Genomic DNA, 22,844 nt, shown 5'->3' with positions numbered 1-22,844 from the left:
ATAATTATTTAATCATATATAAACCTCTTAAAAGGTTTTATGCCATCTATTATCATGTAAATATATGTGTGCAACTCCCAAAAGGAATAGTTTGCCTTTCCAGATTGGAACGACAATGCCAGTCTACGTAATATCGCTCCAAAGTCTAGTACTAAACTTGCTTTCATGAAATATTAAAGTTACCTATTATTTAAGATTGAATCCTTTTACAACTGTTCTCCCTTTAGCATTTTGTAGCACTTCTTTTTCATCCAGATTTTTAAACTCTACTTTCAAACATTCATGAGCGATGAAAAAGTTATTTAAATTGGCTTGAAGATAGTTGTTAATATCAGGTATTTCTATAATGAATGGCATAACATATTTACAATGTAAACAAACTTCACTTTCTTCTTTTTCAATAGAATAAAAGATTGTGGGTCTCATACTAATATTCGTTTCATTAATAGCATCTTTTAGTTTATTTATTTCCAGATTTGCTAAACTTATTCTTGCCCAGTATGTATCCCAAATTGTAATAAATGGAGATTCATTTTCTGCATCAATAGAAAAACATTCTCCTTGATATATAAATCTTATCCTTCCCGTTTCTTTATTTTCTTCTGACTGACAACCTATATTCATTAAAGTCTTAATGAGCAAGTTCCGTGTCTTGTTATCTTCTGCATCAATTGCTTTATCAATAGCGTCATTTGTTTTTGCATATTCAGACCGTTCTTTATCTTCCTCAACAGCGAATCCAATCCTGCCAAAGAAATAGGCGATAACTATTAGTATTAAGCCTAAAACTATCCAACCTTCCATATTGTATTTGTTTAGAAATTATGCGATAAACAGTTTTTGAAAACACTACCATCTATTCATCTTCCATCAATTTACTTATCATATTACTAAGACGAGTAATAAGTTTTTCTTTTGTAAAATGAGATGTAGTTTCTTCAAATGTAATAGGCTCTTGTGTCTCTGTTATCTCTTCTTTTGTATCATTATTTGATTCAACAATAGCTGATTGGACTTGTTTACTCAATGGTTCAGGAGTAGGTTTGTAATATTTCTCAATTTCAGATTTAAGTCTTACATCATCGCTAATTTCAGCGTTCACAGAATCTTTCTTGTTATCAAAACCTGTTGCAATTAGTGTAATCTTTACATCCTCTCCTAAACTATCATCGTCATATAGTCCCCAAATAACTTCAATGTTTGGGTCTAATTCCTCCATGAATGTATTCAATTCAGACAATTCATTGATAAGAATAGGATTCTCTTTACTGGAATAGATAATATACAATAGCTTTTGTGCTTTTTCTATATCATTATCATTCAATAAAGGAGAATTGAGAGCATCCAATATTGCATTTTGTATTCTATATTTTCCTTTGGCTCTACCCATTGCCATAATAGCACTTCCACCATCTTTCATTATGGTTTCAACATCGCAGAAGTCTCTGTTTATAGTTCCTTCAATGGTGATAATTTCTGCAATACTTTTAGTTGCAGTTGTTAGAATATCATCAGCTTTACAGAACGCTTCTTTAGCTGTAGTGATTCCATCAGCGTATATTTCTCTCAAACGTTCATTGTTGATAACCAACAATGCATCCACGTTTTCTTTCATCTCATTAACTCCCTTAATAGCTTTTACTATTTTAGGCTTCATTTCAAATTGAAACGGGATTGTAACGATTCCTATCGTTAATATTCCCATTTCTTTTGCAATATGAGCTATTATGGGTGCTGCCCCAGTACCCGTTCCACCACCCATTCCCGCTGTAATAAATACCATTTGAGTAGTATCATTAAAAAGAGCTTTTATCTGCTCAATGCTTGTTTCTGCTGCTGCACGTCCTTTTTCAGGATTACCACCTGCTCCTAGACCAGTGTCTCCTAACTGTATTTTAGTAGGTACATTGGAACGGCTTAGAGCTTGGCTGTCCGTATTGCATATAGCAAAAGAAACATCTTTAATTCCTTGACTATACATATTCTTTACAGCATTTCCACCGCCACCACCTACACCTATTACTTTTATAATGTTGGAAGCCTGATTCTTGATTAAATCAAATTCAATTATACCATCCATGATTATTTTTCCATTATTTTATCAACAAATTGCCTGAAAGCATCACCTGCCATTAGTCCACCACTTGCAGGTAATCCAGTCTTATTAATAGATACAATGATACTATACTTAGGATTATCAGTAGGGAAGTAGCCACAGAACTCTACCGCATACATATTCTTAGTACTATCCTCATTAGTAGATAATGAACTAGTTCCCTGCATACCTACAACTACTACCTTATCAGACTTGGCAGGTTGACCTAATCCGTCAGTAATATTAAATACTAGAGCTTTCTTCAAACTATCAATACTAGCCCTACTTGCTATTTGTGGATTAATAACTACTACACTATCCTTATATAGTTGAGGCTGTATCATCTTCCCATTATTGGCGATAGCATTATAGAAGGTTAGTATTTGGATTGGCGATACGTGTTGGTTATAACCAATACTAGACCATACAAAGGCTGTCTTTGTCCAGTTGTTATCTTTAGGAGTTACAATGTGTGCAGGTTGTAGATTGGCTATTTCTGTGATGCTATCTGGCTTACCATAGCTCATATTAGCAAGTAAATCGAAAAAGGTTTGAGGATTATCACCAAAAGCCTTCTCCATTGTCTTATAAGTAGCAATATTGGAACCAACTGCCAATCCTTCTTGTACTGTAAGCTCACCATATCCCCCTCTATGCCAATTATGGTCTTTAAGCTCTATGCCATGAATTTGGTAGATACCATTTCCAGTATCAACCTTATCACTCAACTTCACCTTACCTGTTTCTAAAGCTGCCAATAGTGATATTGGGTGCATCAGACCAGTAGACTGCCATACAGAGAAGTTCTCACATGATTGGTAGTTCGTACTGTCTTTCCTAGTAAGTCCAACCAGAGCTTTTATTTGCCCTGATTGAACTTCCATTACTATAGCCTGCCCAGATAAAGCATCGAGTTCAGATAGTTTATTCTCCAGTAGAGAAGTTACATTTACTTGTAATATACTATCTATTGTGGAGATATTCTCTGTAACTTGTTGCCTAGATTGGCAGGAAACTAATAAGAACAATATTATTAACGCTATAAATTCGTTCTTCATTACCTTAGAGTAGTTTCTGTATTAGTTGTTCCATTCTTTACATACAGAGCAATTAGGGTCATGAATATTCTTTCCGTCTTTTAGTATAAATTGATGTTCATAGTACCCTTCTTTCTCTAGTTGTTTACACTTCTTACAGGTAGGATGATGCATTCCTTCTCCGCTTTGTGGTGTCCCATCTCTATTGTAAAACATTATATATTCATGTCCATCCGGTTTCGTAACTTTCTTACTACCTGCCAGTTTCTCATCATTTGGATAGAATACACCGTCCCTATAAGTACCACCCTTTCCTTTACAACTGAATAATGTAATTAGTGCAAATATTACACAGATGTACAATATGTTTACATTTGGTCTCTTCATTGTAAATTCCTCCTTAGCTGATTAATATATAGTTAACCCCTTTGGGATATTAAATAATAATTGTCAATAAATAACTGCGATATTTATAATTAGAATATAATTGTCACAGGCTTATTATTGATTTTAGTATTGCCGTAATATTTCTTCTTAGGATAGTCCTTTAACAGATAATTCTTTGTTTCCTTAGGAATATTGGGATTAGCTATGTCGTCTTCAATCTTACGCATAGGTACATATATACTCATCCATTTGTCTTTATTGAGTATAGCATAATCATCATACAGAGCTATGGCGGTAATTTTACCATTATCTTGTACTTTAATCTTAATAATTACACTGGTATTACTAAAACCTCTAGCTTCTCCATTTACATTTCTAATCTCATCTGCATATATGATACTTGAAATTAGAATCATCACATACAATAGAATTACTTTCTTCATATCATTAATAGATGCCCTTTTGTTCCTTAACAGGCTTTTAGTTATTAATTATAGTGTGAGGAACACAACATAGAGTTGCACACTTCTTTAATAAAGAACTGTTGAGTAGTAAAATAGACTGTCTGTTTCTTATATACCTGTATTTATGCCAACCTGTTCCCTATAGTTGGCTATTACATATAGAAAGGTGTGGGAACACTATTTGCTTTATCCTTGTAACGGGCTCTCGCATTGCCTTTGCTGTGGATAAAACAATAGCAACCCACACCAAGCGGCATATAGAAACTTTACAAACGTAAGGTAAGTATATATCCAAAGTGCGGGTGCTATTGCTATCATCTTCACAGCGTTTCAAATTTGCGAGATTTGTTACAAGAAGATAATTTCAATAACACCTTTCGTTAATATGTCCTTCCAACAACTTAACTCTCTAAGTTCTTGGAATTGGTACAAAGATAATGAAAGGTATTTTATTTTGCAATTAAATGTATCTGTTAAAATGAGAGTTGAAAGCTATTTCTACTCTGAATATCCATAAATTGAGACAGAACTATTCAGAGCATAAATAAGTAAAGTCCGATTCATTCTGTCTCAAATCTCAATTATCAGAAGCTAAGACAATCATAAGTATTTAATAGTTCTTCCTGTCTCAATCCCAAATATCTTTTAGTAATTGATACACTGGAGTGATTGAATAGCTCCATGAGCTTAACAAGTGCAAGCTCTGAATTATCGTTATTCATGTTGTAGACCTGTCTGCCAAAGGTCTTTCTAAGAGAATGGCAACTGAAATTGCCTATATGCAACTTGTACTTCTTCTTAATCTCTTTCAGCATGACATTGATTCTCTGAACTGTGTACACTGTCCCCTTCTGACTCATTAATACAGGTGCATTTATGCCAACTGGATTTATATGCCCATAACAATCTCTGATATGTTGCTGTAGCTGCATATTAATCCTAATTGTCCTTTGCTTCCCTGTTTTAATCTCTGTAATGGTAAATTCTTCCGTATCTAATATCTGATTCCACCTCAAAGCGAGAATATCAGAAATTCTTAAACCTGTGAAGCAACCTAAAGCAATAAGAAGTGACATCTTATAATTACTGTCCCTTGCCAATTTTCTTATTAGGTTCATCGCTTCGCTCCATTGCAGATAATCTGCTGTTGTACTTGAATATTTAAGTGACATAACGTTCTGTTTTATAGTGAAACTAATATAAGTGAATATTAATTTTGAGTTGGAATATCTAACCTACTGATTATTAGCTAAACATTCACTAATTAACAAAGTGAATATTATAAAGCAAGGACACTAAGCAAATAATGTCCTTACTTCATTCAACCTATATAAAAGGTAGGTGAGCTTCATCCAACACGCCACTGTCAACTATCCGTTTGCAAAGTTCGTGTGATGCCTGATTCCTAAGGTCTGTACCATAGTCCTTACTACCAACCATGCGAATAATCTCCACTATGGTTTTTATTAATTCCTGCTGTAGTGTACGGTGGTAACACTTTGTACTTTCAGCAAACCTTTTAGGATTCCAACTATAATCGTTCAAGGCTCTTTCAAGTTCTTGCGCTGCCTTGTATTCGCGACTGCCTTCTATTACCATATTCTTTAATATTTAAGAGGTTTATAAATAAAAAGAGCACCTGTATGGATGCTCTTTGTTTTTTCTGCATTTTAATGTACTACTTCACCGTAATAATCTTGTATATAGTCCAGATAATCATCAAGAAGAATACAACAGGTGAGATTGCACACGCAATAAAGAAAACTATAATCCAAAATGTAACGACTACTAACGTTTGTAACATAAATCTTTGATTATTAATAAGTGATATAATAAAGAAAGGACACCTATACTTTATTATATAGATGCCCTTTTTCTGTATTTGACAATCCTGTATATTCTCAAATACCACTAACTAAGAAACCACTGATATTTGTCATCTATTCCACGTAAAACGTTGTTAATTCCAACACTGATTTCCGTTGCATTAACTGCCCGTTGCAAATAAGTGTCCACATAACTATTTTTGTTGGATTGGGTGAGCAAATTGTGAAAATCGAAAAGAGAAATAGCATTATCTTTCATTCCAAACGCTTCGTTGTGATAGAAGTCACGGCAAACACTGTTTATCTGGCTGTCAGTTATCAATAGTTTAGGTATTGATTTCTGATAACCAATTGGCAATGCTTGATAGCAACGACAACGACCAATGATTTGTGCAAACTGTGATTCACTAAGTGAAGTGTTGGATAAAGTTTGCATCAAATGGATTTCTTTGGCAGGATTGAAATTGTTAAACAAGTCAAGCACATTTCTATAGAGTTCACCAATATTTGAAACTTCCATAGAGAACTTAACTCCTTCTCCTGTGAGTACCTGATTGCTACAAATGCGAACACGCCACCCAATAAAGCAAGAGAATTTCTCCAAACCTTTTGTTGAACGATAGAGGTTCAAGTCTGAATAGTTCCTTACTCCACCCACGCACAATTCAAGTTTCTGCCCATTTATTGTCTCATAAATAGTTGGAATGGTAAAGGCAAAAGCAAGTCTTTGATAGAATTGTGTTTTTTCACATTCCAACAGTTCAGAAGCTTTCTTTCCAAGAGCTTGGGGTATTCTGCCACGTACAATATGACTGCAACGAATATCAGGCGCATTTACTGTCTCCCCTGCATAAAAAGAACTGGCTGCATCATGCACACATGATATAAAATCCTGATGTGCGATTGTCAACTCTTGGTTTGCCCATGTAGGTACAACGCATTGAGTTGTCAATTCTTCCAATGTAACGGGATTTGTGTTAGCATCTAAAAACGATACACTTGATTTAACAACAGGCTCTTCAATTATTACCGCTTCTTCTGCATATTCACCAAAGTTTCTACTAGTTCTCTGTACTGGCATAATCTGTAATGTTGATTCCATAATCTGTAATTTATTAAGTTAATATTAGAAATTCCTCTGTCTGAAAGCTAAGCAAGCCACAATCAGTATTAATAATCCAATAAAGAACTGTGGCATTAAGACTACTGGCACAATTAGAATTATTCCAAACGTCAATAAAATCTTTAAATTCTCCATACGCATAATAATAGATTAGTAAATAGTGTATTTAAGGACAAAATGAGGGCTTGACATGAAGTACTATTCATTCACTTTCCTTTGTGCATCTTTATATGTAGACATATACAAATCGTTGATAAGTCCGCACATTTCAGAAGTTCAAAAGGTTTGTGGGCTGAATAGCAATTCATGTAATCCTTTCATTTTTCCTAATAATGGGTAAGGGGGTGTTAGTAGTTACACCGCTATAGAGTGCATAATATATACCTCATGCTCACTGTCTGACTAATAAATCCATTTTATCAAAGCATAGAATCTCAATAAGATGGATTTTCTAAAATTAAAGAGAGGGGAATAATAGTAGGTATTCTATCTATATGCCCAAATAAGTACTGTGTTTTTTATTTTGATTTAGAACAGTTTGGCTTAGTTCTTTTCCAATAAATGTACTATATTTGTGTGTTAGATATTAAATGAATTCTTATTACATAAGGGAAAGCAATAAATGAAACTAACAGACAAAAGATTGTGGTGGTTTGAAGGCATAATGTTAATATGCGGTATCTTATCTTCATATTTGTATGCTTTGAATTTTGGTATATGTATTTCACAAATACCAAGCATTGTTGTATTCTATACATTAAGTTGTTTACTAGGTAGTATAATAGCTTGGAAAGTTTATAAAAATAATGGTGTTTGGAAACTGCTCTGTTACGTTTTCTTGTTCTCCACCATTATATATTGTACTATCGACATGATACTAAGAGTTGTATATCCCAATCCCTATGGAAATTTATTTATGTTATTTGCAAACGGACTTTTTTATTGGTGCTTGTGTTCCATATTTCCAATAATTATTCTTGTATTTGGGGCTAAAAGAATCTTAAGGCTATGAAACTAACTGATAAAAATATCTGGAAGTATGAGGGTATAATATTACTTTGTTGTATAATTGCGATGTTACTTCATCCTCTTTCATTCATGGAAATTACTTGGCTGATAGAGGGTTCTGTTATTCCAACCTATCTATGCTCATACTTATTGGGTAGTATTATTGCATGGTTATTTTACAAAGGCAATTCTTGGTGGAAGTTGGCTTTACTTACATTTTTCTCCATAAACATTTTGTTCACATGTTTAATGCAAATAGAAGTCTATGACTGTGGGGATGCAATGACATGGCTCATGTTTACAACAATGAATATTTTTAATACATTGCTATCTGCTGTATTAATATGTGGGTGTTGTTACTATATCCAAAAACGATATAATATATGGAATTAACGGGTAAAAGATTCTGGATATTAGGATTACAATTGATAGTTATTGTATCAATCCTGTCATGTACAACAAAGAAAATAAGCTCTCCTGTTGCTTTAGGGAATATATTTACACCTGCGTTTTTTCAAACAGAGGAATACTTATCTGTAATAGACTATTTAGGTAAGAACTTGTGTTTACAGGATGAAATGGAACGATATACATACAAAATTTGTGTAAAGATTGATAGTTTGGGATTTGTTAAACAAGCTACGTTAATAGACGTAGTTCAACATTCGCATAATGATTCTATTTTATTATATACACTACTCAATATGCCCCAATGGCAACCTGCTAAAGAAAACGGTAAGAATATTCATTCGTCTGTTAAATTTCTCTTGCACTTATCTCCAAATCACTAAAAATAAGTATGAATTGTTATTTTAGGGGATTAATAGATTAAATATTTCACTTTATCAAAGCATAAACTCCAAATAAAAAACACTTCCTCAATAAAAGGGGGGGTATGAATTTCAGGTACCGTACATCAGAGTTGGTGTATATTAATGATTATCAATGAAAATACATAAAACTGTAATCTTACCATATATTTTTTTATCTTTGCGGTAAATAACTAATTGAATAAACTATGGAAGTTGCTTTGTCAATATTTAGTATCATTATATCAACCTTTATTGCATATCATATTTTCTTTCTTTCTAAACGATTGTCTATGCGAGATAAACTGGCTCACCAAAAAATAATTAATGAATATATATCCAGATTGAAGTCTGAAATATATAGTAAAAAACGCTGTAGTAGAGTTTATTTGGTAGATGCAGATGTTTATGAGAAATATTATCCTAACAATGATAATAAGTTTGGAAGATATTCACATATAAAAGGAGAAATAAAGGATGCATTTTTTAATGGAATAGAGATTATAACAGAAACAATTAATGTGGTACAAGATACAGAAGGAAAATACATTAGATGTTCAAATGAGAAACTAACAGAAAATAACAAAATGAAAGCTATTAAAGTTGGTATTATTCCATATGATTGGGTTATAGATATTAACTTAAAAGGAGATGATACAAATGGTTCTGCTCTAATATATTGCTATTTCAGGAAGAAATCCAACTGGAAATTTGAAAGAAGAGTGAAATTAAATAAAGAAGGGAATATGTATCGTACTAAATTATGCCTCTTATCACGAGAATGGCTACCTTTTAAAACTTATGAATATTATTTACTAAATCCTAACTTTCAAGAAAATATCAATTATCCCTGGGAAATATATTTATATCCAATAAAAGTCTATGATAAAAATAGGTAGGTTTATAAGATATTAGATAACAATTTCAGACATTAATAGGGCGTATCTAATATTCGCACATACCCTCACCATGACATTTAAAACATATCCCACCCATAAAATAACGATATTGAGGTAAATAACCAGTTCCATCACAACGGTCACATACAGGTAAGGCGGAACAAATCAGTTGTCTGTCTGATGTATATAATGGAATCTTTGTTTGTTGATGTCTTTTTTGATGGCAACGTGAACATAAGGTTACTAAAGCTCCATTATCATAATCCCAAGGTTTTCTACCAAATATATAGTAATTATGGTGGGTATTTAATGGAGTAAAATGAAATAACATTGATTCATTAAGAGATGGGAAATGAGCAAAATAAAAATAATAATATTTGTTTTTAAAAAGAATCTTTAATTCCAGCTTCTCTCTATTTTCACCAGAAGAATAGCTTATTGCAGCATAATTTGTCTGTCCTATATCTTCTTTAAACATGAAAGCTGCTAAATATCCATTTCCATAAATTGCTTTTCCTTTGCATTGCAAACATAAATTTCTATCATTTCGTTGAAAATTCAATTTGGGAAGTAGAGAATCTGCTGCAAATTCAAACTGGAATTCAGCATTCCAAATACCTTCCTTTATTGCTATCATTTGGTAAATATAAAAATGTTCTTTTAAAGCTCTAGCTGTTAAAGAATTGGGGCACATGAGTTGACCGTTCCATTTTATATGGTTACAAAAAGAACGCAAATCCTCACCATCAAACAGACAGTCAGGTAAAAGTATATCTAAATCACTTATACTAGAAATAGGGAAAAATATATCATTGTTAATACCTCTGCATCCACAATCCTGACAGGTGTAATTATCTCTAGCCAATATCTCATAGCGTTTAACTTCCCATTCGTCTTTTTCTAATAAATCTTCATATTTCATTTTAGTGTGCAGATATATTAATTAAAAATTCCAAAAACGTTCATCTTGTTGGTCCATATCCAAACCATCATTATAATATTCCCAATTATACGAGTCCGTCGAATCATTGGACATACTTTCTTTTATTTCTTCATAATGTTCATCCTCATAAAGCCATCTAAAATCCTGACAATCTGAATACCAAAAAGTGCCATTGTCATTATGAGGTATACCTCTCCAATACTGTGCTATCAATGCTAAATGTTCTTCACTTAACTCAAAAGTTCTCCAATTTGAAAATTCACAATATAGCAACTCATATAGCTGTGAACCTGTCATTTTCACAATATCCTCTTGATGAATAGAATCTTCGTTGAACTTTAATAAAGAACATTGGCATTGATATATTTCCTCTTCTTTTATATATGTTATTTTAAATCCTATAGCTATATTATTATGTGGATTAGTAATTAAGTTAAATTGTGGTTTTAGCAATTCTTTTGAAATATTCCTTATACCAACTAAACCATTTTTATTTAAAATGAAAAGCAACTCACTATTTTTTATTGATTTCACATCTATATATGTTGGAGCAATGACTTTTAGCTTATTACAAAAAATAATTCCTTTCAGTTTCACTGTTGAACCATCATACATTGTAATTTCCTTACTTGACTTATATATTACAATGGTGTCATTTATAGAAGAAGCTGAATAAACACTAATTCTTTTTATTATCCAATCATTTTCACTATATTTTTTCCCAAACTGCAACCTAGGACATTCATCTATAAGCAAACCTTCTCCTTGAGGTAAATTATTACATAAAAAATCATACTCATTTTCAATTTCTTCACGAGTTTCTTCTACTAAATGTCTAGGGATATATGAGACAAGTTCCTTATTGACAACAATAGAACACATTTTATCACACTTCAATTCTTTTACTAATTCGTCACCATATTCAATTTCAGTATTTCCCCAATAAGTTGTTTTCCAATAAGATTCAACAACTATTCCAAAATTAAGAATAAAATAATTAGTTCCAATTTGACAATTATTAAACCCGCCTATAATCATACTACCTTGCAAATCATACAAATCATATATCCCATAATATTTATCTTCCCAATCATTACCTAGGTGCTTATATTCATCATCTCCTGCAATAAAATAACCATTAATATAATGAATGGCATGATACTTTACGGGAATAACCTCCTTTCCCTGCCAATTATAACATCCCCAAATACCATTCCATGTGCAATTAGGTTCAGGTTCTTCTATAGCTCCCCAATTAACAAAAACATAGTCCCAATTTCCACTTCGTTCTATTTTAGAATATATTGTAGGAATGACTTCTTGACCATTAAAATTAACTAATCCTTGACGGTGAGTATCTGCATCCTCAACAAGTATAGTCCCTCTGCATATCATATCATTCGAAACTATTTTGGGAAACTTTAATATTGGAATAGGATTACTATATTTTATTCGAAAGAGCTCCCTTCCTGATGCGTCTATCACTCCCCATCTATTGTCTAATAAAACACTATATCTATCATTTTCAAATTCTTCTCTGTTATCAAATCTGTCATAAACAAAAGGTATAACAGTCCAACCTTCTGCATTTACTACACCATATTTTTCATCACGTTTACAAAGTAATCTGTCATTCTCTAAGAGAATAATTGGTATTTCAGACCATACGTCATAAATTCCACAGTCATAATCATCCACCATTATGTAATCATTATCACCTTCCTTTGCTGAATAAAAATTCATATCATCATGACTTTTAAATAAATGTTTGTATTCTAGTGCATGACAGTATTCTGAAAATAGAGGCTTATCCATAATTATTCTTTAATTCAATACGATGCACAAATATATAAAAAGATAAAAACAAAAACAATAAATAGAATTTATACAGAATAAAGAACAAGGTTATTATAAATCAATGTATTGTAACTCTATTTGATGTAATATTACTATTTTCCATACCGCCTTCCTGATTTAATATCCTCTCAAGTATTAAAATTAGTTTCTTATTAAAAAAAGCCCCAAACCTTATTAATGGTCTGGAGCTTTATTCTTGTCCTGTTCTGTCATATTGGTAGATTCTTATTCAAAGGTAAATACCATCTTGCCAAGTTCATACCCACTAACAGTTTTTCCATCTATCTTCCTGCTTGCCTTCTCCACATTGTAAAGAGTACAATTCTCTATCAGGGTAGCTTTGGGGGATAACTTGATTCCCAATCTGCCAAACTCATCCTTCAATTTGCTTTTCAAATCCTTATTGCTGATAAAGCCAGGCTGATATATAGCCAAGAAAACTTTATCAACTTGTTTCTTGTCCTCTACAGCTTTTAGCATCTTCTCCCTGTTCCATCTAAGAGTATTCATTTCAGATTCCTTCAAATATCTTTTGATTAGTGGAAATTCTGGATATTCCTGTTCATAAGATTCAGAAGGGGAATCCAGATAATCTTTTAGTAATTGCTCATAACTGACAGTCATAGCCTTTGCCAGTTTTATGTTGAAATCTTTCCATTTATTCTGGTTGGTAAGCTCAAATTTCTCTGATTGCATAAAACTGTCCCTGATGCTGATTCCATCCTTGTATGTCTTCCTTAGTTCCTGCTTATAAATGAAGGATTGCTTTTTCAGATTGTTATACACCATCTTGCCATTAATGATGGAGACTAGTTCAGTGTCTAGGTTCATCCTCTTAATATAGGTCTGTCTCTCTTCCTTATCCAACTTACTCCATCCGCTTAACAACTTGTCAGCTTCCTTCTCCTTATCCTGCATCATCATTTCAAACTCTTCATCGCTCATAACATTCTTATTGGTGGAGAACAGATGGACTATCACATTCCTAAAGATGTTCTGGTATTCATCATTGATTCTGATTCTGCCTGCTATCTGTTCCATAGTAGTACTTATATCCACCAAAGTCTGTGTTCTGTATGCGTCACTGGCTACTATTATCAGCCCGTTATTGGTGAAAAGGTTGCATCCCTGAAAGCATTTCTTTGTAAAGAAATTAATCTTCTTATTGGGACTACTGACTGATTCAATCTGGTATTCGCCCAACAGTTTGTTATTTCTAATCCTGTCAGCACAACATATCTTCACATCATCTGGATTCAGTTTCAACGTATCTGCTATCTGCTTGATACTGGTCACAGAATTGATAAAAATATATAGTTCTTCCACTTTGCTGACATTGCCGTTTATGTCTGGGAGTGATATGCCTTCATCCAAAAATATCTGTATGAATCTAGCCAGTCCTTTGGTTAATTGCGTGACCTTGTATCTGATAGGGGTTATTTTCGTCACTCCATTCCATTGGACTTTGTAATGTGGAAGCTGTTTCAGGAAATCTATCTCAAAGTCAAGGTCAATTGGAGTGGCAGACAGAAAAGAATAATGCCTGAACTTCTGTATTTCTTCCATCAAGCCGTTAATTGCATCATATCTGAAATCCATGTCTTCCAAGATTAAATGGTATTCATCTACCAAGACTTTCCACCCTTCTGTACTGCTCAACCATCCAATTAATTTGGGCAGGCTGTCATAGGTCACGGCTATCTTATATGTGGTATTGTTTTTGATATATTTCCTGAACTGGTATTCTCTTACACCACCATAACATTTGAATACCTCATACCTGTTATTCTTATCTGCTGCTATGCTATCCACCAAATCCTTGAATGGGCATACGATAATATAGTTACTACTGCAATTTGCAGCCACATAAGTGCCACCTACATCTGTCTTTGTCTTGTTTACGATGCCAAAAGGAATACCATCTTTAAATCTTTCTAATTCGCCCAAATATCGGGCATTGCCACCATTAATGATTTCTTGTTTCATTGTGTTTAGATTAACTTAGATTTATAAAATTGTAATCTGTGTATTTGAAATATCTGACTTTAGATTAAGTTTAAGTAGGGTTATTTTTTTCTTCCTATATAGGGACGATTTGAAGAAAAACTCGTCCATAAGAATTATGGCATAAGCGTATCATTATGTCTGTAATTTTAGTGTCTGACTGGCACATTCATTGATTTAGGAGATGGCAGCGTTGGAGTGAATGTATATCAGGGAGAGTTGGAGTAGAACAGGTAAATCCATGACTTGGTTTGTATCTGTATTAGTAAATGACAAAAATGAGCCATACCCCCTATTTGAACGTTGGAATATTACCGCTTCAAATGCCAATAAGTTTTCAATTCCCATTACAGGCTTACATGGCAATAGGTAATTGGACTTGGTTGCATATCCATTTGGGAATATATGCCAGTCTGATATGTATGAACACGAAAAGGGAGAACCGTTTGCACAGTCCTCCCTTCATTAGAAGTTATTCATATATCATCTTCATAAACTATACCATATCCATGCTCATATTCAATCTTCCAATAAAGTTAAGCTTGTGCACTATTGTATGAAAGTTGAACTAATCCTCTTCCCATTCTATACATTGCTCCATGATAAGTCGCTCTGCATCTTTCGTCATTTCACAGTGTTTATTATTATAAATAAATAAACTGCCATACGCCTTCTGAATCTCTGGCAGAATCTTAAGAAATTCTATTTGCCTCTTCATAGTCCGGTCTATTTCACCTAAGTAATCGATATAACAAGAGAGGATGGTTGTATCACATTCAAAATCTATTGAATATGGATACTGCAAATCATTTGCCATATATATAGGGTTTAGGTGCTTTCTGATTTCAGCAAAAGGAAGGTTTAGTAAACTTTCAAACCATTCTTTCGACATCTTTGTCTCATCTCCCCACGCTACAAAAAGATAGGTGAAATCATCAACCGTCTTTATTATCATATTCAATTTATTTATCTCGTCATTGTATTTCTCTACATTAAAGCCCTTCATAATTTTAGTTGTTCTCATAATCATTGTTCGTATTAAATTTGTCATTGCTCATCTTGATGTAAACGGTGTAAACCTTGTTATCTCTTTGCTTGCGTTTCTTGGAATATCCATTGAGCTTAGCCCATATTCCAATCACAGTTTTGCTGTCCTTTACTTGGTGAGCCAATGCAAGCCTGCGTAGTTCTTCAAAACTAAATTCTTGTTTGGTGTTCATAATTGGAAATTCATAAAATTGTTGATTCAATCATGCTCAAAGCATAAAACGATATGCACTATGCCATTCACGTTATTGGCGACAAGTCTTGGGTTGTAGATTGTCGTATTGGCGATGGATAGTATGAGATGCGGGAACAGCAAGTGCGATGCAAGTGCGTCCAGTTGCTCTGATACATATTCATCTGTCATGTAGTCTGGTAGTATAAAACTGTAGAGGTAAACCTTTACGTCCTTGTACCGCTGCATTTTGAGTTTGATAATCTCTCTCTTGTTTAAAATTGCTACTGGAATGTTTCTTAGGAAGTAGCTTGAACTTACAAATAGCATGTTCATTGCCATAAATTCATAAAATTAGATACATAAAGAATGAATCTGTGTGCGGTGAGTGGCGTAAATTCAAATAGTGGTTTTCAGATATACTTCAAGTGGGGTAATTCAGTAGTTTCAGTGATACCACCCTTATCTCATGTTGGTAGTGCAAAGATACTGCACTTCGGTGAGGTGTCCAAACGCTTCGTAAACATTCTTTAAACTTAGTGTTGAGAGCTTTATGAAGTGAAGATATACCCTCTTCCGCTAGCTTGGTGGCAGGTTTGTAACTCGAAAATTATTCCTGTTCCTGTTTATGATGCGGTAGGTAGACTGTATACGTCTTGCCTTGTATCATTTTGCGTCTTTTGATGTATCGGTCAGTAGCCCAAAGCCCGATGTGAAGCCTTGTGTCCTTAATACCGTGCTCCAGTGCCATTTTACGAATGTCTGCGTAGGTCAGTTCTTTCATTTGAAGTAGATTTAGGTTTGTAGTGGTGAATCTGGGTGATGAGAAACTCGGTCATTTCTGACTTTCAATCACATTGCAAAGGTATAAAGTCCCGACCGCATCACCAAACAACAAGTCGAAATTGTGGAATATTCGAGTAGAGGATGCGATAAAGCAAAAATTCTCCCCATAGTCGTAACTGTTCGGGGAGAATATGATGTTCAGGCTTACCAGAAGCCTTGATTTCCTCGAAAACTTGTCAGCCCTGATTCCTTTTATCCAATAAGGCTGTAGTGATTTCTTTTATATGAGTGAATCTTTCATTATCCAACAAGCCTATTTCCAAAGCCTTATTGATAAACTGCATAATTGCATCCTTACTGATACCAATCTTAACGCACTTGATAATCATTTCTCTAAAACTGTCATACAAATCTGACTGCTTCCCAACAGATAACTGTTTCACATATTGTTTTGCCACATCAGAATCAGAAGTGGAAGATTGGGAGAATTTTTCTATCTCGCTTATAAGGGACGTGATTTCATTGTCATAACTACACAGTTTCCCATTTTTCAAATGCCCTACCTGTGATTGTAGTTCAACAGCCTTATTGATTTTAGATGCAAAAAATTGAGTATCTAACAGAGTATCGAAGGTGATATTATTAGTTGCATCGTTCGTAGGCTTTGCTTCATTGAGAGAATTTGTCTCCATCTTGCCCATATTAAAAATGCCATTATTTAAACTTTTGAAAGCATTAGAGACTTTCTTTGCTTTATCTTTACTGTTTAAATGAGAATAAACTTTGTCTATCATTTTTGTATCTTCATGTCCTGTCGCTATAATAACAGTTTCCTTGGGGATGCCTTTTCTACACAATATTGTGATAAAAGTATGCCTTGCTGTATGTGTATGCAGTAATTTATAAAGAGGTTGGGTTTGTTTAATCCCGTTTTCTTCATAAGTGATAGGCTCGTCTAATCCTGCTTGTTCTGCTACTTCTTTTAAGGCTTCATTGACAATGGACTTTCTTTCTTTATAATATAATAATTCTTTATTCTCATATTTAGATATAATTTCTTTGGCTAATGGCAATAGTGGAATTATAGCTCTGGCTTTTGTCTTTTGTTGTATAATAGAGATGGTTCCTGCTTCTTCATCCATTTCATTATCTCCATTAAAGAATTTTTGCATATCTCCAATTCGTTGCCCAACTAAACATTGTAGTATGAATAAGTCTCTGATTTCTGTATATTTCTTTATTTGTCTTTCTGTTCCCGTGATGATATGCTTGTAGAATTTATTCAGTTGCTCTTCTGTTAATGAAACTTTTTTGTTATCTGCTAATTCTTTGTTGGATTTATCTTTCACGAACTCAAAACTGTTTAAATTGCTGTCAGACCATTTGAAAGGAATATCCAGTCTTTTATCTGCTATCCCTAGTAAATTAAATATAGTTCCTTTAATTATGTTACGCAAAGTGTTATGAGGATGCAATGGGTTTTCTTTTATGATTTGCTTTTGGTAGCGATTGATAGTATCTAAATTCATGCTCTCCCATGTATTGGGGATTTCATTCTCTTTGAGAAAACGCTCGAATTTGTCTATGTTAGAACGATATTGTTTCTTACTGCTTTCTGCACAAGTCTTTGCTTCTATAATTTGTTTCATTATAAAAGTTGCGGGTTTCTGTAATTCTTTCTTCATCCTATCTTTATATATGTGTTGTTTTAATAGTTTCATACTTTCTCCAATCTCGTCTGGATGCATACAAAGATAATGCTTAAATTCGATGAAATATTCTTTTAGTTTTGTGATTTTCTTGTTCACTATAGTGTTATTTATATTATCTAACTCTGATAGGCGTACGCTGATATATGCTTCTTGTCTTTTTTCATTCCAGTGGTCTGGATATATCTTTACCCCTGTAGATAGTTTAACTTGTTTGTTGTTTATTCTGCATACTAAATAGAGATTGGTTGGCTTCTCGCTACGTGGTTTTCTTAAATTGAAACGAGCTTGCATCTCATTAATAAAAATCTGCCTTTCCATAATCTTGTTCTTTAAAGTTGTTCTTTAATTCGGTTCTTTGAATGTGTTCTTTTAAGGCAATTCTTTCTGATAAGTATTAATTAGCCCCCTCATTAAATATTCTGGCGTGCAGGTATGTGGTTTCGAATAAAAACAATATATTTGCATAGATGTAAACACCTTAAAAAATAAATTAGTGAGAAAAGTAATTCTTTTATTTCTGCTATTTTTAAGCGTAGCTGGAGTCCGCACACAAGGTCAAAACATCACTTTTAGCCACTTGACCACGGACGACGGACTCTCCCAATTTTCTGTCAATAGCCTTTATATTGATGAACGGGGGATTATATGGATTGGCACGCGTGAAGGACTGAACCGGTATAACGGTAACGATATCAAAAGTTTCAAACTTAATAAAAACGATCCGAACAGTTTGTTCAGCAATACAGTGCTGCGTATCACCGGAAACAAAAACGGGAAGGTATACCTGCTCTGTACGGACGGGGTAGCAGAGTTCGATCTGACCACACAAAGATTCAAAACGTTGCTGCAAGGCAATGTGGATGCTATTTATTTCAACGAGAAATTATATATCGGGAAAAGAGAAGAAGTGTTTGTATATAATGAAAGTACCGGAAACTTCGATCTCTACTATCATCTTGCCGGAAAAGATATCACCCTCTCCTGCCTCCACCTGGACGAAAAGAAAAATCTGTGGATGGGAACTACCAGTAACGGACTTTACTGTTTATCGGGAGACAAAAAGATTTCCCAACCTGTCACAAGAGGTAATATTGCGAGTATTTACGAAGATTCGTCTAAAGAATTATGGATCTGTACTTGGGAAGAAGGACTCTACCGGATAAAAACAGACGGTACCATCGAGAACTTCCGTCATGATCCCAAAAATCCAAACAGTATTTGCGCCGACTTCGTAAGGAGTTGCTGTGAAGATAATGCAGGAAATCTGTGGATAGGAACCTTTCACGGGTTAAATCGCTATGAAAAGAGCACAGGTAAATTCCAACTTTACACTGCCAACGCGAACAAACCAGACGGACTTACCCACTCCTCCATCTGGTGCATCGTCAAAGATGAACAAGGAACAATTTGGCTGGGTACTTATTTCGGAGGTGTCAACTATTTCAATCCGGAATATGAAATCTATACCCGCTACAAGACGGGAGATACAGAAAAAGAAGGTTTAAGTAGCCCGATTGTCGGCAGAATGACTGAAGATAAAGACGGAAACTTATGGATCTGTACTGAAGGCGGTGGCGTGAATGTGTACGACCGGAAAAACAACACCTATCGGTGGTATCGCCACGAAGAGGGCAAAAATAGCATTTCCCATAACAATGTCAAAGCAATCTACTACGACCGGACTAATGAAATCATGTGGATAGGTACACACTTGGGAGGATTGAACAAACTCGACCTGCGTACCAACCGTTTCACTGTCTACCGGATGAAAGCCGGAGATCCAACCTCGCTACCTTCGGATATCGTCCGAGACATTGTACCTTATAAAGACAAGCTGGTTGTCGCCACACAAAACGGTGTTTGTCTTTTCAATCCGGCAACAGGTGCTTGCCAACAACTCTTCAAAGAGACGAAAGAAGGAAGAGGTATTGGCATGGTAGCCAGTCTTTGCATTGATAAAGACGGTACATTGTGGATTGCGGCTACCGGCGAGGGTGTTTATTCTTACCGGTTCGACAGTGGTAAACTTACTAATTATCCACACAATCCCGCTAATCCGAACAGTCTTAGCAACAATAACATCAACAGTATCATGCAGGACAGTAACGGTAATCTGTGGTTCTGCACCTCCGGAAGCGGTCTCGACCGTTACCGTAAGGCAAGTGATGACTTTGAAAACTTCGATGTACAGACAGATGGTTTATCCAGCGACTGTATCTACGAAGTATGCGAATCGTCCATACAGAAAGGAGACTTATTGCTGATTACCAATCAGGGATTCTCACAGTTCAACTATCCAAGCAAGAAATTCTATAATTACGGTACGGAGAATGGATTCCCGTTGACTGCCGTCAATGAAAACGCACTATTTGTGACACATGACGGAGAAGTATTCCTTGGCGGTATTCAGGGAATGATTTCTTTCTGGGAGAAAAAATTACATTTCACTCCCAAATCATATAATATCATTCTTTCCCGCCTGTTTGTCAACGGAAAAGAAGTAGTTCCGGGAGATGAAAGCGGCATCCTGGAACAGTCGATCTGTCATACTCCGGAAATCAGTCTGAAAGCGAATCAATCGATGTTTAGTATCGAATATGCCACTTCCAACTTCATCCCTGCCAACAGAGATGAAATTCTCTATCGCCTGGAGGGTTTCTCAGACGAATGGAACCATACTTACCGGAAGCAAACGCTGATTACTTATACAAACCTGAATCCGGGTAAATATACCCTTGTCATCAAATCACAGAGGGAAGGAATAAAAGAGGCCAGACTGCTGATTATCGTACTCCCTTCATGGTATGAGACATGGTGGGCTTACCTGATTTATACCATTGTCACTATCAGCCTGTTATGGTATCTTATTCAGAACTATAATTCGCGCATCAAACTCCGTGAGTCTTTGAAGTACGAAAAGAAGCATATTGAAGACCTCGAAGCATTGAACCAGTCGAAACTCCGTTTCTTCACTAACATCTCGCACGAATTCCGCACACCGTTAACGCTGATCGTGGGACAAGTGGAAACTTTGTTGCAGGTGCAGACATTTACGCCTAACATATATAATAAGGTATTGGGAATCTACAAGAACAGTCTCCAATTACGGGAACTGATTACGGAACTACTTGATTTCCGTAAACAGGAACAGGGTCACATGAAGATCAAAGTTAGCCAGCACAATCTGGTTAACTTCCTGTATGAGAATTATCTGCTCTTCCTCGAATATGCGAGCAGTAAACAAATCAACTTCAAGTTCAACAAACAGAAGGATGACATTGAAGTATGGTATGACCAAAAGCAGATGCAGAAAGTAATAAACAACCTGCTGTCTAATGCAGTGAAGCATACCAAGGCCGAAGATACAATTTCGATTAATGTATCGCAGGAGAAAGACCATGTCATCATTGAAATAAAAGATACCGGGACAGGTATCGCCGCTGCCGAAATTGATAAGATATTCGACCGTTTCTATCAGACCGAACATCTCAACTCGCTGAATACCGGAGCCGGTACAGGCATCGGACTGGCACTGACAAAAGGTATTGTGGAACTTCATCACGGCACAATCCGGGTAGAAAGCGAACCGGGCAAAGGAAGCAGTTTCATTATCACCCTCAAACTAGGCAAGGAACACTTCACAGAAGAGCAAATAGCGAAAGATGATACGGAAACCATCCAGCAAACAGAGACTATTGTTCCTTCAGTAGAAATAATCCCTGATTCGGAATGGAAAGAAGAAGATAACAAGCGCATCGAAGACGCCAAAATGCTGATAGTGGAAGACAATGAATCTATCAAACAGATGTTAGTCGGTATTTTCGAAACATTCTATCAAGTCAGTACGGCTTCCGACGGAGTAGAAGCATTAGAGATGATACAGAAGGATATGCCGAGCATCATTTTAAGTGATGTCGTAATGCCACGCATGTCGGGTACGGAACTTTGCAAACAGATCAAGACGGACTTTAACACTTGCCATATTCCGGTGGTATTATTAACCGCACGTACTGCTATAGAGCACAATATCGAAGGTTTGAAGATTGGTGCGGATGATTATATCACGAAACCGTTTAATACCAATCTTCTGATTTCCCGCTGCAATAACCTGGTTAATTCCCGCCGGCTATTGCAAGAGAAGTTCAGCAAACAACCACAGGCTTTTGCCCAAATGTTGGCTACCAACCCGATGGATAAGGAGATGCTCGACCGCGCGATGGCCATTATCGAACGTCATCTGGACAATACGGATTTCAACGTTAATATCTTCGCCCGCGAAATGGGTATGGCACGTACGAACCTATTCACTAAACTGAAAGCAGTTACAGGCCAGACCCCGAATGATTTCATCCTAAGCATACGTCTCAAAAAAGGCGCTGTCATGTTAAGGAATAACCCGGAGCTGAATATCACGGAGATCTCTGACCGGATTGGGTTCTCCTCCTCCCGCTATTTCAGTAAATGTTTCAAGGAGATTTATCACGTCAGTCCGCTGGCTTATCGTAAAGGAGAAGAGAGCGAAGAAGAAGGGGACGGAGAAGAAACAGATTAGCAGGCAACTATACAAGCACTCTTGCAAAATAATCTTATATTATTAGGCACGGATCACACGGATTTCACGGATTAAAAAACGATGAGTATGAAAACAACAGCGTTAATCCGTGTAATCCGTGCC

At 35.2% G+C, this 22,844-nt stretch carries 19 protein-coding genes; 3 read left to right on the top strand and 16 right to left on the bottom strand.

The features are described from left to right. Positions 1-186 precede the first annotated feature (186 nt). The 8 genes from INE92_RS20445 to INE92_RS20410 all read right to left on the bottom strand — a co-directional run bounded on the left by INE92_RS20445 (position 187) and on the right by INE92_RS20410 (position 6,911). Positions 187-804 (bottom strand): hypothetical protein, encoded by a 618-nt coding sequence (locus INE92_RS20445; RefSeq protein ID WP_151921627.1) that lies wholly within the window; start codon positions 802-804, stop codon positions 187-189. 52 nt (positions 805-856) lie between these two features. After that, positions 857-2,080, bottom strand: a complete 1,224-nt coding sequence (gene ftsZ, locus INE92_RS20440; RefSeq protein ID WP_151921626.1) for a cell division protein FtsZ — start codon at positions 2,078-2,080, stop codon at positions 857-859. Positions 2,081-2,082: 2 nt separating this feature from the next. Then, a complete protein-coding gene (locus INE92_RS20435) occupies positions 2,083-3,153 on the bottom strand; it encodes a penicillin-binding transpeptidase domain-containing protein (RefSeq protein ID WP_211421242.1) in 1,071 nt (356 codons plus the stop codon). 21 nt (positions 3,154-3,174) lie between these two features. Further along, positions 3,175-3,519: a hypothetical protein gene (locus tag INE92_RS20430; protein WP_070782710.1), complete on the bottom strand. Its 345-nt coding sequence runs from the start codon at positions 3,517-3,519 to the stop codon at positions 3,175-3,177. An 89-nt stretch (positions 3,520-3,608) separates the two neighbouring features. After that, a complete protein-coding gene (locus INE92_RS20425; RefSeq protein WP_005679027.1) occupies positions 3,609-3,962 on the bottom strand; it encodes a hypothetical protein in 354 nt (117 codons plus the stop codon). Positions 3,963-4,567: 605 nt separating this feature from the next. Then, a complete protein-coding gene (locus INE92_RS20420; RefSeq protein WP_151936460.1) occupies positions 4,568-5,155 on the bottom strand; it encodes a tyrosine-type recombinase/integrase in 588 nt (195 codons plus the stop codon). Positions 5,156-5,309: 154 nt separating this feature from the next. Beyond that, positions 5,310-5,582, bottom strand: coding sequence for a hypothetical protein (locus tag INE92_RS20415; protein ID WP_004321010.1), 273 nt, complete (start codon positions 5,580-5,582; stop codon positions 5,310-5,312). A gap of 312 nt (positions 5,583-5,894) precedes the next feature. Continuing rightward, the gene (locus INE92_RS20410) at positions 5,895-6,911 is read right to left on the bottom strand and encodes a DUF3871 family protein (protein ID WP_117885428.1); all 1,017 of its coding nucleotides are present in this window, start codon (positions 6,909-6,911) and stop codon (positions 5,895-5,897) included. A gap of 1,412 nt (positions 6,912-8,323) precedes the next feature. On the opposite strand from INE92_RS20410, the gene INE92_RS20405 reads away from it, so the two are divergent. Both INE92_RS20405 and INE92_RS20400 read left to right on the top strand, forming a co-directional pair. Continuing rightward, on the top strand, positions 8,324-8,731 hold the full coding sequence (locus tag INE92_RS20405; protein ID WP_004296535.1) for a hypothetical protein: 408 nt from the start codon (positions 8,324-8,326) through the stop codon (positions 8,729-8,731). Positions 8,732-9,042: 311 nt separating this feature from the next. Further along, positions 9,043-9,648, top strand: a complete 606-nt coding sequence (locus tag INE92_RS20400; protein ID WP_141408708.1) for a hypothetical protein — start codon at positions 9,043-9,045, stop codon at positions 9,646-9,648. A gap of 46 nt (positions 9,649-9,694) precedes the next feature. Here INE92_RS20400 and INE92_RS20395 read toward each other — a convergent pair whose 3' ends face one another. From INE92_RS20395 to INE92_RS20360, 8 genes are all read right to left on the bottom strand, one after another. After that, positions 9,695-10,570 (bottom strand): DnaJ-like cysteine-rich domain-containing protein, encoded by an 876-nt coding sequence (locus tag INE92_RS20395; RefSeq protein ID WP_060451320.1) that lies wholly within the window; start codon positions 10,568-10,570, stop codon positions 9,695-9,697. A 21-nt stretch (positions 10,571-10,591) separates the two neighbouring features. Next, entirely contained in the window at positions 10,592-12,406 is a 1,815-nt protein-coding gene (locus INE92_RS20390; RefSeq protein ID WP_060451319.1) for a WG repeat-containing protein, read from the bottom strand. Between the two features lie 267 nt (positions 12,407-12,673). After that, complete coding sequence (locus INE92_RS20385) at positions 12,674-14,434, bottom strand: DEAD/DEAH box helicase family protein (RefSeq protein WP_211421241.1); 1,761 nt, start codon at positions 14,432-14,434, stop codon at positions 12,674-12,676. Between the two features lie 586 nt (positions 14,435-15,020). After that, the gene (locus INE92_RS20380) at positions 15,021-15,476 is read right to left on the bottom strand and encodes a hypothetical protein (protein WP_195354295.1); all 456 of its coding nucleotides are present in this window, start codon (positions 15,474-15,476) and stop codon (positions 15,021-15,023) included. Then, positions 15,463-15,672, bottom strand: a complete 210-nt coding sequence (locus INE92_RS20375) for a hypothetical protein (RefSeq protein ID WP_195354297.1) — start codon at positions 15,670-15,672, stop codon at positions 15,463-15,465. Before INE92_RS20375 ends, INE92_RS20380 begins: the two co-directional genes overlap by 14 nt. Before the next feature lie 26 nt (positions 15,673-15,698). Further along, complete coding sequence (locus tag INE92_RS20370) at positions 15,699-15,920, bottom strand: hypothetical protein (RefSeq protein ID WP_117684122.1); 222 nt, start codon at positions 15,918-15,920, stop codon at positions 15,699-15,701. A 361-nt stretch (positions 15,921-16,281) separates the two neighbouring features. Next, a complete protein-coding gene (locus INE92_RS20365; RefSeq protein WP_211421240.1) occupies positions 16,282-16,455 on the bottom strand; it encodes a hypothetical protein in 174 nt (57 codons plus the stop codon). 238 nt (positions 16,456-16,693) lie between these two features. Next, positions 16,694-18,487, bottom strand: a complete 1,794-nt coding sequence (locus INE92_RS20360) for a site-specific integrase (RefSeq protein ID WP_118313787.1) — start codon at positions 18,485-18,487, stop codon at positions 16,694-16,696. Positions 18,488-18,662: 175 nt separating this feature from the next. On the opposite strand from INE92_RS20360, the gene INE92_RS20355 reads away from it, so the two are divergent. Continuing rightward, positions 18,663-22,721 (top strand): hybrid sensor histidine kinase/response regulator transcription factor, encoded by a 4,059-nt coding sequence (locus tag INE92_RS20355; RefSeq protein WP_151927005.1) that lies wholly within the window; start codon positions 18,663-18,665, stop codon positions 22,719-22,721. The last annotated feature ends 123 nt before the right edge of the window (positions 22,722-22,844 follow it).

The sequence above is a fragment of the Bacteroides xylanisolvens genome (assembly GCF_018289135.1).
Taxonomy (GTDB): domain Bacteria; phylum Bacteroidota; class Bacteroidia; order Bacteroidales; family Bacteroidaceae; genus Bacteroides; species Bacteroides xylanisolvens.
This window is presented reverse-complemented; position numbering and strand designations above follow the sequence as displayed.